The 16,539-nt window shown below is 35.4% G+C and carries 12 protein-coding genes; 5 read left to right on the forward strand and 7 right to left on the reverse strand.

Translation table 11 applies throughout. The annotated features are described in order from the left end of the window. Positions 1–184: 184 nt before the first annotated feature. From MUB18_RS15945 to MUB18_RS15960, 4 genes are all read left to right on the forward strand, one after another. Positions 185–1,240 (forward strand): serine hydrolase domain-containing protein, encoded by a 1,056-nt coding sequence (locus MUB18_RS15945; RefSeq protein ID WP_248753815.1) that lies wholly within the window; start codon positions 185–187, stop codon positions 1,238–1,240. 225 nt (positions 1,241–1,465) lie between these two features. Then, on the forward strand, positions 1,466–2,263 hold the full coding sequence (locus tag MUB18_RS15950) for an alpha/beta fold hydrolase (RefSeq protein ID WP_045754806.1): 798 nt from the start codon (positions 1,466–1,468) through the stop codon (positions 2,261–2,263). Beyond that, complete coding sequence (locus MUB18_RS15955; protein WP_045754807.1) at positions 2,253–3,362, forward strand: PAS domain-containing sensor histidine kinase; 1,110 nt, start codon at positions 2,253–2,255, stop codon at positions 3,360–3,362. The genes MUB18_RS15950 and MUB18_RS15955 overlap by 11 nt, the downstream gene beginning before the upstream one ends. A 202-nt stretch (positions 3,363–3,564) precedes the next feature. Beyond that, on the forward strand, positions 3,565–3,843 hold the full coding sequence (locus MUB18_RS15960) for a hypothetical protein (RefSeq protein WP_045754808.1): 279 nt from the start codon (positions 3,565–3,567) through the stop codon (positions 3,841–3,843). 117 nt (positions 3,844–3,960) lie between these two features. Here the strand turns inward: MUB18_RS15960 and MUB18_RS15965 are convergent, their stop codons facing one another. The 5 genes from MUB18_RS15965 to MUB18_RS15985 form a co-directional block, all read right to left on the reverse strand. After that, a complete protein-coding gene (locus tag MUB18_RS15965) occupies positions 3,961–4,458 on the reverse strand; it encodes a hypothetical protein (RefSeq protein WP_248753816.1) in 498 nt (165 codons plus the stop codon). A gap of 274 nt (positions 4,459–4,732) precedes the next feature. Beyond that, positions 4,733–5,449, reverse strand: coding sequence for a LytR/AlgR family response regulator transcription factor (locus tag MUB18_RS15970; RefSeq protein WP_248753817.1), 717 nt, complete (start codon positions 5,447–5,449; stop codon positions 4,733–4,735). A gap of 3 nt (positions 5,450–5,452) precedes the next feature. Then, a complete protein-coding gene (locus MUB18_RS15975; protein ID WP_248753818.1) occupies positions 5,453–6,526 on the reverse strand; it encodes a sensor histidine kinase in 1,074 nt (357 codons plus the stop codon). Between the two features lies 1 nt (position 6,527). Further along, positions 6,528–8,825 carry an outer membrane beta-barrel family protein gene (locus MUB18_RS15980; protein WP_248753819.1) on the reverse strand — a complete coding sequence of 766 codons (2,298 nt, stop codon included), beginning with the start codon at positions 8,823–8,825 and terminating at the stop codon, positions 6,528–6,530. A 464-nt stretch (positions 8,826–9,289) separates the two neighbouring features. Then, the gene (locus MUB18_RS15985) at positions 9,290–10,924 is read right to left on the reverse strand and encodes an alpha-L-fucosidase (protein ID WP_248753820.1); all 1,635 of its coding nucleotides are present in this window, start codon (positions 10,922–10,924) and stop codon (positions 9,290–9,292) included. Positions 10,925–11,188: 264 nt separating this feature from the next. Between MUB18_RS15985 and MUB18_RS15990 the strand changes: the two genes are divergently transcribed. Beyond that, positions 11,189–12,049 carry a helix-turn-helix domain-containing protein gene (locus MUB18_RS15990; RefSeq protein WP_248753821.1) on the forward strand — a complete coding sequence of 287 codons (861 nt, stop codon included), beginning with the start codon at positions 11,189–11,191 and terminating at the stop codon, positions 12,047–12,049. 380 nt (positions 12,050–12,429) lie between these two features. On the opposite strand, the gene MUB18_RS15995 is transcribed toward MUB18_RS15990, so the two are convergent. Then, complete coding sequence (locus MUB18_RS15995) at positions 12,430–15,666, reverse strand: PAS domain S-box protein (protein WP_248753822.1); 3,237 nt, start codon at positions 15,664–15,666, stop codon at positions 12,430–12,432. A gap of 427 nt (positions 15,667–16,093) precedes the next feature. Then, the gene (locus tag MUB18_RS16000; RefSeq protein ID WP_248753823.1) at positions 16,094–16,537 is read right to left on the reverse strand and encodes a hypothetical protein; all 444 of its coding nucleotides are present in this window, start codon (positions 16,535–16,537) and stop codon (positions 16,094–16,096) included. Between the last annotated feature and the right edge of the window lie 2 nt (positions 16,538–16,539).

Here is a 16,539-nt window from a genome sequence, read left to right on the forward strand (position 1 = left end):
AAATGACAAAATAAAACTTTATGATAAAAGCATTCCTATTTTTAGTTTTTTTAAGTCTGCTATCGTTCTGCTTTGCTCAAAGATCCGTCAAAAGTAAAGATCAAGAGGTAGATCACTAGTGATGTTTGTGATGACGCAAAATAAAAAGCAAGATGATAAAATAAATACATATACCCATAGACCTATGATACAATTATTAAGATTTTTAGCATTTATATTTTTATCAGCTTCAGTATGTTCGACTACCTATGGACAATTAAAAGATGATTATTCCGCTAAAATTGACAGTTTATTACAGACAACAGCCCCTAGAAGTTTTAATGGCGTTGTACTGATCACTAAAAAAGGAAAAATCGCCTACTCCAGAGCTTTTGGCTATTCGGATTTTGAGCATAAAATTCCTCTGAAAATAACCGATAAGTTTCGAATTCAGTCGAATAGTAAACAAATCACAGCAGTTTTAATTTTAATAGAAGTTGACAAAGGAAATCTTTCGCTAGAAGTTCCCGTTAAAAAATACTTACCTCATATCACACAGTCCTGGGCAGACACCGTTACATTACATCATTTGTTAAATTTTTCGTCAGGGATAACGGATATTGACCAACCGTTAAATTTTAAACCGGGTACTGATTTTTTATATAATGTGATCTCGTACTCTATGCTAGGTCAAGTCATTGAAAAAGTAACTGGCAAAACATACATTGACGCCGCCACAGACTTGTTTGACGAGTTGGATATGAATAATAGCTTTTGTTATGAAGAACATAAAATGCAAAATAGATTGGTCAATGGATACACGAGTGCCGACAGTATATTTAAATTAAGAGAACATCCTGTACAAAGAGAAGGGTGGATTGATTTTATTCCTGCGGGTGGAATTGTTTCAAATTTACAAGATCTTAATAATTGGGATATAAAATTGCATCATGGAAAAATATTGAAACCAGAGACGTATAAGCTAATGACCAGTTATAGTATAACAGCACAACATGAAGCTTTTGGTACAGCGCGTATTGGATATGGTTATGGTGTCTACGTCAATGACAAGACACCTGTAAAATACATCGGACATCCAGGAAAGGGATTGGGTTTTGCATCACTTAAAATTTATTTTCCTGAAAAAGATGTCGATATGATTGTCTTAGAAAATCAATATAGTGATGACAGTAATCTTCATTACTATTTTGAAAATAAAGTGAGAGAAATAGTCATGAATAGCAATTTATTGAATGAATAATACTGCTGTTTGATATCAATCCTTGGATATTTTATATTTTCTGTTTGTTGAGTACTTAGAGTATGTGTTTTTGTGATGCATTCAAACTCTCTTTTGCAATATAGAGCTATTTACATCGTGTTATAAATGGCTTTATTGTAGAGAAGATAAAAATTAAAGTTTTATTAGGTCATCAACAAATCGTAAATTAGATGAGATATATCACCTTAACCAAGATCTCTTCGTATGGGAATACTGAAAAGAAACAATGTTGTCGTAAGTGGAACTGGAGACCATGTCATGATGTTTGCTCATGGCTTCGGATGCGATCAAAATATGTGGCGTCATGTATATCCTTCATTCCAGGAGAACTACAAAACAGTACTTTTTGATCATGTAGGCGCAGGAAACTCTGATCTATCTGCATATTCTTTTGATAAATATGATCGTCTTGAGGGATACGCAGAAGATATTGTAGCAATTGCTAAGGAACTAAAAATTAGCGACGTTGTATTTGTTGGACACTCTGTGAGCGCTATAATGGGGCTTATAGCGGCGAAGATGGCTCCTGAAATTTTTAAGACACTGATTTTGGTAGCCCCCTCTCCTTCTTATATTAATCAAGAAGATTATATAGGAGGCTTTAGCCATTCAGAAATCGATGAGCTATTAGCATCATTAAATAATAACCATTTAGGTTGGTCAATGGCAATGGGCCCTGTCATCATGGGCAATCCTGACAAAAAGGAACTTGGAGCGGAACTCGCGAATAGCTTTTGTAAAACAGATCCCGAAATCGCAAAGCATTTTGCTCGGACTACATTTTTGACAGATAAGCGTGAAATCTTAGCAGATACAAGACATCCTGTGTTAATCTTACAATGTAGCAATGATGTGATTGCTCCAATTGAAGTAGGTCATTATATGCACAGTAAAATACCGCTGAGTACACTTGTCATCATGGATGCAACTGGGCATTGTCCTAATTTGAGTGCTCCAGAAGAAACAATCTCAGCAATTAGCAATTACCTATATGACCAATAAATTTATGCACCCTGACGCCGAAGATTTCGATGATTTCTTCGAATCGTCACTATGTGGTTTTGTCATTACGGATCCAACTGGAAATATTGCAAGGATCAACAAGCGCGCTACTACTTGGTTGAATACAGTACCTAATAAATTAGTGGGGCAGCGTTTTTCTAATATCCTAAGTGTAGGTGGAAGAATTTATTTCGAAACCCATCTTTGGCCATTATTGCGCTTGCAGGGACATTTTGATGAAATAGCACTTGAATTAGCAGATTCAGGAGATGGAAAATTACCTGTATATATAAATGGTTATGAAAGAAGAAATGATAAACAGCAGGTACTCTTCATACGCTTTAATATTTTTAGTGCATCAGATCGCCGACTGTACGAGGAAAATCTTCAGATGGCAAAACAGCTTGCTCAAGCTGAACTGAAAATGGAACAACAAAATGCCTTGATCCGCGAACAGTTTATTGCTGTACTCGGGCACGATCTGCGTAATCCCTTAGGTGGTATTATTAATGCGGCACAATTACTTGCTAGAAAAAAAATAGGACAGCCTGAAGAAAGACTTATTAATATAATTGAGAGTGGCTCCAGAAGGATGCACGAGATGATAGATAATATCATGGATCTTGCTCGTGGTCGTTTAGGAGGTGGATTTTTCATTACTCCGATTATATCTGATCTTGAAAAGTTACTGAATCAAGTTAGCGATGAGTTAAGGGTGACATATCCCGCGAGTATGATAGCATCAGATTTTAATATCAATCAACCCGTATCATGTGATCCTGGAAGATTAGCGCAGTTGGTGTCCAACTTACTTGGAAATGCAATTACACATGGATCTTATGATTCTCCTGTGATTTTACGTGCGACAACGACAAGTGATTATTGGGAGGTTATTGTCACAAATAAAGGAGAGCCAATTCCTGAAGAGGCATTGAAACATCTTTTCCACCCATTTCAACGTCAAAATAATCAAGCTAACCAGAATGGTCTTGGTCTTGGATTGTATATTGCTTCAGAAATAGCAAGGGCTCATAAAGGAACTTTGACTGTCAGATCAGATGCTCAAGAGACCTGTTTTACATTACAGGTTCCGCATTAGGCAGTATTTGATCAGCATCCGTGTTAAGATAAATTGAACATAGATAGTTGATATATTCTATTAAAGAACTCCCTCTGAGATCACTAACCGTAGAAAGTTATTACTTTACCGACTTTATACCTTGACCTACCTAATTCCCATAAGCACTGCAACGAAATAGCGCTACTTTTGATTCATAAATAAATACATAAACAGATTTATCATGAAAACTAAAACAATCTTCGACATCAATAGCAAAACAATTTCAAATGGTTTTCAAAAAGCATTTGATGCTCTTAGAAGCTCCAAATTGAAAGTTTCAGCTAGCACAGGAAAAGTGTACCTCCATATTTCTCTACTATGGGCGATCGTTATTGGTATCATATTTCCTGTATCACTTATCGGACTGTTGGTATTGACAGTATGTCTAAAACTGACTTTATCTATTGAACAAGATGTGCAACAACCAACAGGCAGTAATAGAATTATTGAATTAAAATAAGTAACAATGCAATCAATAGTGCTGTATAGCTTATTGATTGCATTATTTCTCTATACCATGTAGCGACTACTAAAACAGACCCTTAATAAAATTACCAATATCACCATTATCGTTTTCTCATGAATTTTTTGCAGTAGCCGCAGGATCCAAGATCACTTTACCCAAATCACTATTCTCATCAATACCTATTCCTCTCATTAGTGCTCCCCTAGCTTGATTGACGATACTATTATCCCCACCAAAAGGTTTCCCATTAAATATTTCTTTTACATCAATATGAGTGATATATTTCGGTAATATCAAAGAAATTCCTTTTGTAAATTTTGCAATTGCCAGATCAACCAGTGTTTGCGCTATGCCAATCATATCTTCCGTACACTCCGCATCAATTTGATTACTGATTTCCATTACTTGCCTATCGCTCTCATTTTTGTAATCCTCCGCTAATTTGAGTAAATTAACTAAGGGTTTTCCTGGTCCAGGATTATATTGCTCTGGATTTAATCCTTTGTCCACCTGATCTTTAATGTATAGTGCTACATCAGCTAATGTCTTATTCCAATTTTCCTTTGAAATTTGAATTTGCTCTTCTTTGAGCTTATCACAGTTTGCCATATTATTTTCTTTAACAAGGTTATAATTAGTTATTTTAATCCTTATCGCTTAATCTGAAAAGTAAACGTTGGTCTTGCTATCCAACATTCCTTATACTAATAGTACCAAAATCAGCGGCTTCCCCTAATAGTGCGGACAAATGTTTGCTTGAATTCAATAGAAACTAGATAATTTACCTGTGAATAAAACTTGACTAAAAAATTGGCCCTAAGATGTAATTTAGAAAACTAAGAAAATAATGAGGTAAATAACTGAAGGAAAAGATTTTTTTAACCTATTGATGTCTTAAAATTAAAGTCATGACCTCATCTTTCAAATTGCGTGCGATAGGAATTTTGTAACTACCAACTTGTATCTGATTGCCTTCTATGGCAGAAATATTATTCATGTTGACAATGTAGGATCTGTGACAGCTAATAAACGGATGCTTTGGTAAAAGAGAAAACATTTGTTGAAGTGTACAATAGGTGATATCCTGACTGTGTAAGGTATGAACAATGACATAATTTCCCATACTTTGAATAAAAAGGATATCCTGTAGCATCACCTTTTTTAATTTTTTATCTACTTTAATAAAAATATGTTCCTCTTGTGCTTTTTTAGAGATATTCAAGCTATGCGCATGTGCTGTAGTGATGATTTCGTGGGCTCGATGGGCTGCCTTTAAAAACCTGCCAAATGGAACTGGTTTTAAAAGATAATCGACCACTTCTAATTCATATCCACGTAGTGCATATTTTTCATAGGCCGATACAATAATAATCTTTGGAGGACTGCTCAATGTGGCAATAAAATCTAAGCCCGAAAGTTCGGGCATCTCAATATCCAGAAAAATAAGGTCTACGTGCTCAGTACTGAGATATTCACTGAGTTCAATAGCATCTTCACACTCCGCCGTGAGTTTAAGAAAACTAATTTTATCGATATAGGCAGCTATTCCTTTGCGTGCGAATGGCTCATCGTCAACAATGGCACATTTGATATCCATCATTCTTTACAAGTTTATGATTAATTCTGTTGAAAATAACTGTGGCTCCCTTTTAGATCTTAATATGTATTGATCAGGATATAATAAATCAAGCCTCTTTATAAGATTGGTCAATCCCGAACCAGATTTTACAGGCCCTCCAATCGGAATGCCCTGCTTATTCACTGTATGTTCAAGCACCGTATTCGAAACCTTAAAAATTATCTCTTCACCTTGACGTTTTAGACTGATATCAATTTTATACTCACCTCTTACATACTTAAATGCGTTTTCGATGAGGGGCTGAAAAAGTAATGGAAAAATAGCAAGTCCTTCCCATTCGTCGTCAAAATCGGTATACACGGTTAATCTTTCAGTGAGTCTCTGCTGTTGAAAAGCGATATAGGATGTCAAATAGGTGATTTCCTGATCCAGTGACACTTTATCGTCAACATTATAGATTTGATAGCGCAATAATTCTGACAACTGCTCCAAGCTTCTTTTAGCCACGGTATTTGAGTCATCAACCTGAAAATATATGGTATTGAGGGCATTGAAAAGGAAATGTGGATGATATTGACTTCTTAATAATTGCAGATCGGTACCCAGTTTGTCTGCTTTGATTTGTTCAATATGAACCCTGCTATCTGTCAAACTTTTATTAATTACCTCATTTCTTAACAAGGTATAATAAAGTAATAACAAGGGAATATAAATGGCATTGACCAAAATATAATCAATAAAACCATCGCCCATGTAGATCCAGCCTAGGCGCTCACTGATGAAGATAATCGGATTAAGAATAACAATGACCTGAAACAAGCATATGCTATATTCCGTCATAATATTCGTTGGAATATCATGAGCTCTAGAAAATAGTTTTTTGAGTCCATTGCGCCACATGAACGTGATAATATAGCAGATAGCTATCGAGATCATCAGTCCATTGGCGTGTATCCGAATACCACCTGACCAAAATTCATCTTTCTTTGTTAGATCAGTGACAATACGAAGGATATTAAAAGAAACAATACCCCATATGGCTGGCCCTACCTGATGTATTAAATTTACTTTTGGTTGTGAAGTTCTGGCTATCATCATATCAGTAACTAATTCTGTTATTTTCCTCTAAGCGGTTACCTATATTATTATTTTTAGGATCAGTTTTTCCTCCTTTATTCAACCTGTAAGAAAGATTAATCCCGAATGCTCTACTATCATAAGACTCTCGGTATTTTCCGTTCATTACATCTCCATTGAAGGTAATATTAGGCCTATTACTTCTAAAAAGGTCGTTGGCATAAATATACAAAGTAAATTTGTCTTGGAAAAAGGTTTTACGGAGTCCTGTATTGATAGACCATAAATGAGCAATATAAGCTTGACCCTCTGCCGTAGCACCATTGAAAAAACAATTAATTTCTAAATTTACTTTGGAAGGTAAATTAAATTGATTTTGTAATTGAATAGCAGGTGTCAACCGGCGATTGTGAAATACTTTATCCTTCGTGATCCATTCGAAGTTTTTGTACATTAAATTGGCATTTGCCTGTATATTCCAGCTGCGCATAGGTGATATAGTTGTCGCATTAAACCTTAAGCCAAAACCAGAAGCATGATCTAGATTCAGAGGCATTACTACCGTTCGATTATTATGGTCTAGATTGTAGCTTTTACTTATTGGATCTTGTTTTAGCGTATAAGAAAACTGAAGTGAATACGTATTTTTAAAAACCCAAGTCAATTCCATATTATTTACAAATTCTGGCTTTAGATCTGGATTTCCTTTTTCATAGAGATAAGGATCGTTTACTTCAACAAAAGGATTTAAATCTCTAAAGTTTGGACGATTTACTCTTCTATTATAATGTAATGATAGCTTTTGTTGAGTTGACATGCTATAGGTCATCGTCATATTTGGAAAAAAATTTTTATAGGATCTGAGTTGTTCATCATGTGCATCCGTATCGTTAGTAGCCAAACTGTTGAATGCGGCATGTTCATAACGTAATCCCATATCAAGTGTAAACACTTCTGATGTTTGATACTGCAATTGAAAAAACAATGATTTTAATTTCTCCGCATGCCCAAATCCATTACTGAGCTGTTTCTCTGCTTGCCATTGGTTATTTCGATACACATCATACAATGACTTTGTACGCATATTGACACGCGTATATTTACCTCCAAATGTCGACACTAGCTTTGAAATTATATTAAACTGATATTTACTCTGCATCGTGGTGATCTTCACCTGAACATCTGTATGACCAACTAACTCTTGCTTTTCGGATTTAAAGTTATCTACCAGCAATTTGTCAGACCACTGAACCTGCTGGTCTGACTGTCTAAAATCTTGACGATCGAAATAGTTTTCCCATTTTGAGTCTTTATCAATATTGGCAATTAAGAACGCACCTGTACTAAAATTTCTAAAGTTATGGTGCAGTAGATTACTCGTATTTATAACAGAATCAGGTTGTACCTTATGATATAGAAAAACCGAATTAACTTCTTCATCTTTAACTCGTCTGTTGTTATTAAGCAATACATACGCTCCTGTATTCACATGTTTAGTAGGGCTGTAATCCAACGTACTGTTGTAATAATGGTTCATATAATCTTTTTTTCTAATAGCATCCATATCCAACTGTAAATCTTTAATGCTTTCTTTTGTATCATGATCCAAATACCTACTCGAAGTAATATCAACGAGATCCCGTCCCTTAGAATAGGAATATGAATTGGAAAGAGATACTTTTTTAATAGTTGTCTCAGCCATAACATGGTGTTGCATCCTATTGTATTTCCCTTGTTCCACCTGCGATGATATAATCACACGTATTCCATTTGATGCTTTAGTATTTCTTTTCAAATTTATAATGCGTGCATCACCTCCTGCATCTAACGTGGCATCGGGTTGTGTAATCAGCTCGACGATGTCTATGGAAGACGCTGGCATAGCCGACAGATAAGTGATCAGATTTTCTCCAGTTAAGAAGCTTGTTTTTCCATCGATAAGAAATTGTACACCCTCCTGTCCATTTAAACTTATTTTACCATTCGGCATAATCGTTACCCCGGGCATTTTCCGTAATACTTCTAAAGCATTTCCACTGGAATGTAGAGCTGTTTTTGACACTTCATAAGTCAGTTTTCCAGCGGTTAGTTTAATGGGATTGAATCTCCGAAAGATATTCACTTCTCCTATCTCGATAACCTTTTTCTTTATTGATGTGTCTCGCAAGAGATATAACGAGTCCGACCGACGATAGATATCATTATTCTCTGCATTGTTATATTGATCCATATCAAAAGCTCTAATTTGAACTTCTGCTTGTAATGATTTAAGAGAATACAGCATAATAGCCGATACCAAACAACTAAACCTCCAATTCATATTGCTTATATTTTTTACGAATCTATAGTCCCACAGAAAATCTATTAAATAATTTATTCGAACAGTCGTATATACGGGATGAATGGTAACATAAGTGCCATTGCAGAGATATTCACATGATCTCATTTTATGATTTGTTTCAGCACAAAGACGTCCCAAGCAGAGCTTCTTATTATAAGCACCAAACGTTTGTCGATTTGAAGATTTCGTTACTGAGGGTATTTTTAACGTGTACTATATGGGTTAAAAGGGAGAATGCAAATCTTATAATTTGCGCTAGAAAGTAGGTGGATAACATATGGAAATAGCTTTACAGGAGGGAGGTCATCGCAACTTTATATCGACCAAGAAGTCGAAGAGAGGGAACTACTTTTAATATCGAAGGAGGATAAAGAATTAATCAACACTATTACTTTAGCATATCATCAGGAAATTTGATCCACTCATTTCCTGATGATATTTATTTAAGAAATTTTTAAGACTGTTGCATTTTCATCTTGGATCAAATCTGTTGGCATTTCAACCACTAGGCCATGATGATCCTGCTTAAATTGCACAGAACCCTTGTACCCCAATATTGTGACATTTATGATCACTTTGGCATTGGGAGCATTTTTAGCTAAAGATGCAACTGTAACCGTCTGCTTATCGGACCTCCCCATTCTCATGACGTAAATGGTGTCTTTTTTTGTTGTAAATCTAAAATCTTCACTTGTCAAAGGTTTCCCTTTCCCCTCATTAAAACCCTGTGCATGCAATTCGGGAGCATGCTCTAGCGCTGGTCCTTCGCCAAAAATATGCCAAGGTCTAGTTCCTATTATAGCTTCTGAGTTAACCTTCATCCATGATGAAATGCCTTCAACTACAAACTGCGCTTTATCGTCAAGGGATCCATCTCCACGCAACGGAACACTCAATAGCAAGTTACCATTTTTGCTGACCACATCGATCAGCATATGTAAGATAGTTTTTGCAGATTTATAAAGATTATTATCATAAATGCGACGGTCATAATGCCATGCTCCAATACAAGTGCAGGTTTGCCAAGGCAGTGGTTCAATTTTATTACTTTGCCCACGTTCAATATCCCAAACCATACACTTACGTTGTTGCTCGTCTAAGATCTTACCATTGATTACCACTTCAACCTTACCGTTATTTTCCTTGGCACTTTTATTATAATAATGAGCTGCAATATCCAATCCAACGTTGCTGATAGGCCAAAGTGGCAACGCAGTATCATCGAAATAAACAATATCGGGATGATAATTATCGATCAGCTCGAAAGTTCTATCTCTAAAATTTTCGCAATATGCCTTTGAAGGAATACTAACTCCGGAGTCGACATCCCAATGCCATTGTTGATGTATGCTATGATCCTGCTCACTGTCTCTACTGAGCGGATGGTTTTGAGCATACAGTTCCTGCGGATCATATCCCTCCCACCATTTACCTTTACCGTCAGCCTGGGTTAGATGACCATCATAAGGTACTCCTTTATATTGGCCTTTTTTATCAGCGCGTTGTGCCGTTTCATACCATGTCCAGGCATGTGCAGCGTGAACACTGACACCAAATTTAAGTCCTCTTTTCTTTGCAGCTTTGGCCCAGCCTTGAACAATATCTTTTTTAGGTCCAACATGTACACTATTCCACTTATGGTTTGTACTCTTGTACAGGTCTAAGTTATCATGATGATTAGCTAATGCCATAAAATATTGAGCTCCCGTATTTTTATATAAATCCATTAAGGATTCTGGATTCCATTTCTCTGCTTTCCATTCATGGATAACATCTTTAAACCCAAAAACTGATGGATGCCCATATTTTTCGATATGATAATGATACTGATCAGATCCTTCTTGATACATTCCGCGCGCATACCAATCACCTCGTTCCGGATGACATTGAGGGCCCCAGTGTGCCCATATACCAAACTTGGCATCTCGGAACCATTCAGGCACACGATATTTTTCCAACGATGTCCAATCTGCTTTAAATGGCACTTTCCCCCAATTCCCTATTGCAGAAATAGGCGTGCTCAGATATAATGTAGGTATCGCAGTTCCTAAAATCTTAATTACAGTTCTTCTGTCCATAGAAAAAATATTTTAATAAAATATAATCGAAAGGACTTTGCTGAATATGAACAGCATACATCCGGTCTATAATGGTTTATCTTGAATACATTCAAAATTAGTAGTATTATTGATTAGACTTGATAACGTTATCGATAAAGAATAGCACAATATCGACTTTTAATGTTTATTGAAAATAATATATCTTTATATCAAAGTATCCATCTAAACAAAGTATATTATATCTGCTTTTATTATTTAAGCAAGAAGAGGAAAACACAACACTTGAAAAACGAAAGACAACAATTTGATTTTATTCTATTAAATATTGGCTACGCAAAGCATGATGCTGATTGGAATTGGAAAAACGTCAGTAGCCCCTTTACACGCATTCATTGGGTCAGGAGCGGAACAGCTTGGCTGCATACTGGAAATACAAAATATCAACTTAAAGAAGATTGCCTTTATTTGACCCCCTCATACACAACTCATAGTTATGAATGTAGTGGTGAGCTTGAACTATATTATATTCATATTTATGAGAAGTTAGAAAATACATCCAGTCTGTTTGACCAAATGTCTTTTCCTGTTGAGATACAAGGTGATCCTCTCCTATTAAGCCTAATAGAACGTTTAATTGCTATAAATCCTGAACGAGAATTATCCATATATGATCCTGATGCTTACGACAATGCTAATGAATTGATAAGAAATATCGCTGTACAGGCAAACACTTCACACGCTATTGATCTTGAAAGTCATGCTATAATCCAGCTATTGATAGCTCGCTTTTATACCTATGCGACAGAAAAATTGCCGCACGTAGATAAAAGGATGTCAAAGGTGATAGATTATATTCATAACCATATCCATTGTTCTATTCGCATTTCTCAATTGGCTGAAATTTCTTGCTTGACCAAGGATCACTTTATACGTCTTTTCAAGAAGCAATTTAATGGCACACCAATAACGTACATAAACCAAAAAAAAATAGAAAAAGCTCAGCTCATGATGTTGCTCGAAAAATATAGTATTCAAGAAATTTCCTTTCAACTCGGATTTGAAAATGTTTCCTATTTTAATAGGCTTTTCAAAAAATTCACGGGAGAAAATCCTACTAACTATAGAAAGCGATTCAATATTTAATAACATTATACCGCATCATATTTTTTATACGATGGATGATTATGATGTGATCGACCGGCATCAATTAATGATTACGCGATACGGATGATCACAGCATATGTAGTTCTTTTAGAATCTTCAATGTTATCTCTTTTCTACATTTACTAAAATTGACATTGATATCAGTTCGATCTTTAATCAGACGCGTTGCAAAGAAATAATCTTTCTCATGGATGATATTGGTTTCAATAATTTTGATAGATTTACCGCAAAGTACAAGAATATTTATCCTTCTTTAGACAGTCCTGTCCTATAATTTTCAAATCCATCCAAAATGTTGCAATTAGCTATTATCTCACCATACTTGAGATCAATAAAATATATAAGTTTTGATACGATAACTATTGTTTAAGCCATTTACCAATAATTTCTCGCAATGTTTGTTCAATAACTGGCTTCACAACAAAATCATTCATGCCTACTGCCAAACATTTATCTTTTTCACCCTTCACATTTCCTGCCGTTAAAGCAATTATTGGTATCTGTATGCCCGTTTCTTGATTTCTTATTTCCTGAGTTACTTCGTATCCATTCATTTCTGGCATTTGAATGTCCATCAAGATTAAATCTATATGATTTTCTTTAAAAAGTTTTAAACCCATAAAACCATCTATTGCTTCTAAAATTTCAGCATTTGGTAGGATATTTCGAACAAGTGTAGCTGTTAAAAGCATATTAAATTCATTATCTTCAACAATGAGCACTTTAAAATTGTATTTATGAACACTTTCCTTTTTTAACAAAGTTGTTCCTTGACTCTGTGCCATAAGCTGCACTTCTGACAAGGTTTTAAACAAATTTTCAAACAGTATAGGTTTAATCATCCAATGATGTAAATCGAGCTCTTCACAAATCTTGCCTATATCGTCTTTAAAATCATCAAATACTAAAATAATAGGTTGATCTAGGTCAGAATAAATCAATTTCTCTCTTATCTTTTTAATTGTTTCGATCCCACCCATAATGGGTATTTTATCATCGATGATAATAACGTCGTAACGATTTCCTGCCATCAATAGTTGCAACACTTCAAATCCATTGTTCGCATGAAATACATTGATCTGTTTAAGCTTTAACTTCTGAACTAATGTTAATCTACTCGCTTGGTCGCTGTCAACAACCAGAACATTTTTAATTTGATCTAAATTCTTCCAATCTTGTGATTCGCCTTCCAATGATCGAAGTGTAATATCAAAAAAGAATAAGCTGCCGACACCATAAGTACTTTCTAATTGCAGTTTGCTACCCATCATATTCAGTAACTTATTTGATATGGTAAGACCCAAACCTGTTCCGCCATAGCGCTTGGTAGTGGAAGTATCTTCTTGCGAAAATGCGTCAAAGATCTTTTCTTGCTTATCGACTTTTATACCGATTCCAGTGTCCCGAACACCAAAACGAAGGGTTGAAAACTGATCATCATGAAATAAAACTTCTACACTCAATTCGATTGTTCCTTTTTCCGTAAATTTAGTCGCATTGCTCAGAAGATTCATCAGTACTTGTTTAATACGTAAAGAATCAATCCAAACATAATGCGGAACATCTGGAGATACATTTAAATTTAATTCCAGTTTTTTTGACTCCATCTGAAAATTCAGAAAACTAGTCACTTGCTCCAGCAGCTCATAAAGTTCACTTCTTTCAATATCTAATTCCAACTTTCCAGCTTCAATCTTTGAAAAATCTAGAATATCATTGATAATACTTAATAAAAGATTAGCAGACTGATCAACTATTGCTAAGTAGCCTTTTTGAGTGTGATCCAATTCTGTTCTGGTCATCAGATCTGTAAATCCTATAATTCCATTTAAGGGCGTTCGGATTTCATGACTCATATTGGCTAAAAACTCTGATTTCGCTATATTGGCCTGCTCAGCAAGAAGTTTAGCTCGTTCTAATTCTTCCCTTTGATTAATGATTTTGCTAATATCAGTTGCTATACACAGATATCCAATGATAATTCCAGCGATATCCCGGATAGCTGTAACCGCTAAAGAAACATACAATGAAGATCCGTCTTTTCTAATATAGGTCCACTCCCTTTGCTCTGCTCCATAAATTTCGGGTTTTTCGACAAGAGCACGAAACCCCTTCACCTCGAAACCTAATTCTTCTTCAAGTTCCTTTGCACGAGATACAATTTCACCTTCTTTATGAAAAATTACCGGACTCAATTTTCCGATTATTTCTTCACTATGATAGCCTAGTATATTTTCTGCTCCTTTATTAAATAGCGTAATTATACCTTGGGTATCGGTTGAAATAATACCAACAGCTGAAGTCGCTTCCAACACATCTTCGAGCAATTTTTTTGATTTAGCAGATTCTGCTTCAATCCGCTTACGTTTATCAATATCTTGAAAAGTCCCATATATGCGGATACAAGTTCCCTGCTCAAATTCGGCATAGCCAAGCGCTCTCACCCACAATTCGACACCTTTAAATGTAATTATTTCTAATTCCAGATCCCAAGATTCTCCTTTGGAAATTGCTTTTTGAATAGCTTCAAGAATTTTCTCTCGACTCTCATTAGCTTTATAAAATTCCAGAGCTTTATCAATATCTGGTTGATAATTGGTAGGTACCTCGTGTATTTCTTTCGTTATTTCGGACCAAGATAATTCTTTACTCAAAAGACTATATTCCCAACCTCCTATACGAGCGACTCTTCCGGTCCTAGCCAGCATAGCTTGCGTTTGCTTTAAATCCTTCTCTAAATAATGTCGCTCGGTGACATCAACAGCATTACCTATAATATAGGGGTTCTTCTCACCCTTATTTTGCAGAATATTATTGAAAAGCCAAATACGCAATTCTCCCGATTTTGTAGCAGTGCGCATTTCACCCTTTACCGTACCTTTTTGAACAATCTCATGAAGATAGCCTATCAAATTTTGATGTGCTTCTTGTGGAATAATATCAAACAAGGACATGTTTTCAATTTCAGATCTGGAATAACCAAGAATCGCCGCACCTGCATCATTCACAGTGAGCATATTACCTTCCAGATCATGTGTACACATCAGCCCCTGAGAATTATCAAAAAAAGCTTTTAACTTTTGCTCACTTTCCTTATAACTTTCTTTTTCTTTTCTGTTGACAATAAGGGCCATTGCCTCATCACGTAAGAGTGAAAGTGCTTTCTTTTGATCATCATTAAGCATCCTAGGGATTGTATCGATTACACACAATGTACCTAAAGCATAGCCATTGGGATCTATTAAAGGAAATCCGGCATAATAACGGATATGCGGATCAGCCGTGACGAGTTCATTTTCTTTAAAACGTTCATCCTCCGTAGCATCATAAACCTCCAAAAAATTATCTCCAGTAATAACATATCTGCAAAATGCTAAGTTACGTGACGTTTCTTGCACATCGAGCCCAACTCTGGATTTAAACCACTGCCTGTCTTTGTCAATCAATGATATAAGTGAAATCGGTGCTCCACAAACCAAAGAAGCTATCGTTGTAATGCGATCAAAGTCTTCTTCTATCTCTGTATCTAATATTTCATACTCGTGTAATGCACGAAGTCGCTCCGATTCATTATGGGGTAAAGGCGGATTGTTCATTGCTCTATTTTGAGTTAATTACCTTGAATATTCTACTTATTAAAAAATCGAAAAGCACAACTACTCCTATCCCAAACCTATTCTCGATCAAGTCATTAAAAGCTATGTCTAAAAATTTAAAAGCAATTTATGATTCTTTTTTAACATATCTAATAACAAAAAGTTTTAATGTGAAAAATATTTAATTTTTCTAAAAAATAACAAGGTAAAATATTTCTAGTATAGATGGTATAAAATAACTAAGCATTGGAAATTATTATAATATGGGTTATAAAACAATAAGGCCTGGTTATGATCAAGTGTAAATCTATCTTGATTTACCCGCGTCAAACACATATTTCCTGTTCAGAAATTTGAAGATCAACTTAAAAAAGTTCTTATCAGCTGAGTAGCAACCGACAAGAACTTTTATCTACTTGAACTTCTTTTATTGCGCCGATCTTAGAAATGCGTCATAATTATGTTTACTTTCAAAGTAAGCAACTTCATCTTGATTGCCGATCAAGACAATGTATGCAGTAGCCTTATCTACCTTTTTTAAGCTATATGGATCAATTGCCATGCGCACTTTTGCATCATTAGGAATGCGTTCTTTGCACATTTCGCAACAGCCATAATACATCTTCCCTTCAAAAGGGACCTCCAGCTGTTGCTTGCCCATATACTCATCATTGACCATACAGACCAAATTATTAGAGACTTGATCCCCTTTTTTCGGCCTGGAAGTAGCGATCACTTTATGATCAGCAAGCTCTTTTTGAAATGGTTCACCGCCAATTGCACCACTCTCCTTTGGCGCATTATTATTACAAGATATGAATACGATGGTAGCAAAGACCACCATCGTAATTTTATTGAATTGTTTGATCATGT

Origin of the sequence: Sphingobacterium sp. PCS056, assembly GCF_023273895.1 — a bacterium.
Classification (GTDB): Bacteria; Bacteroidota; Bacteroidia; order Sphingobacteriales; family Sphingobacteriaceae; genus Sphingobacterium.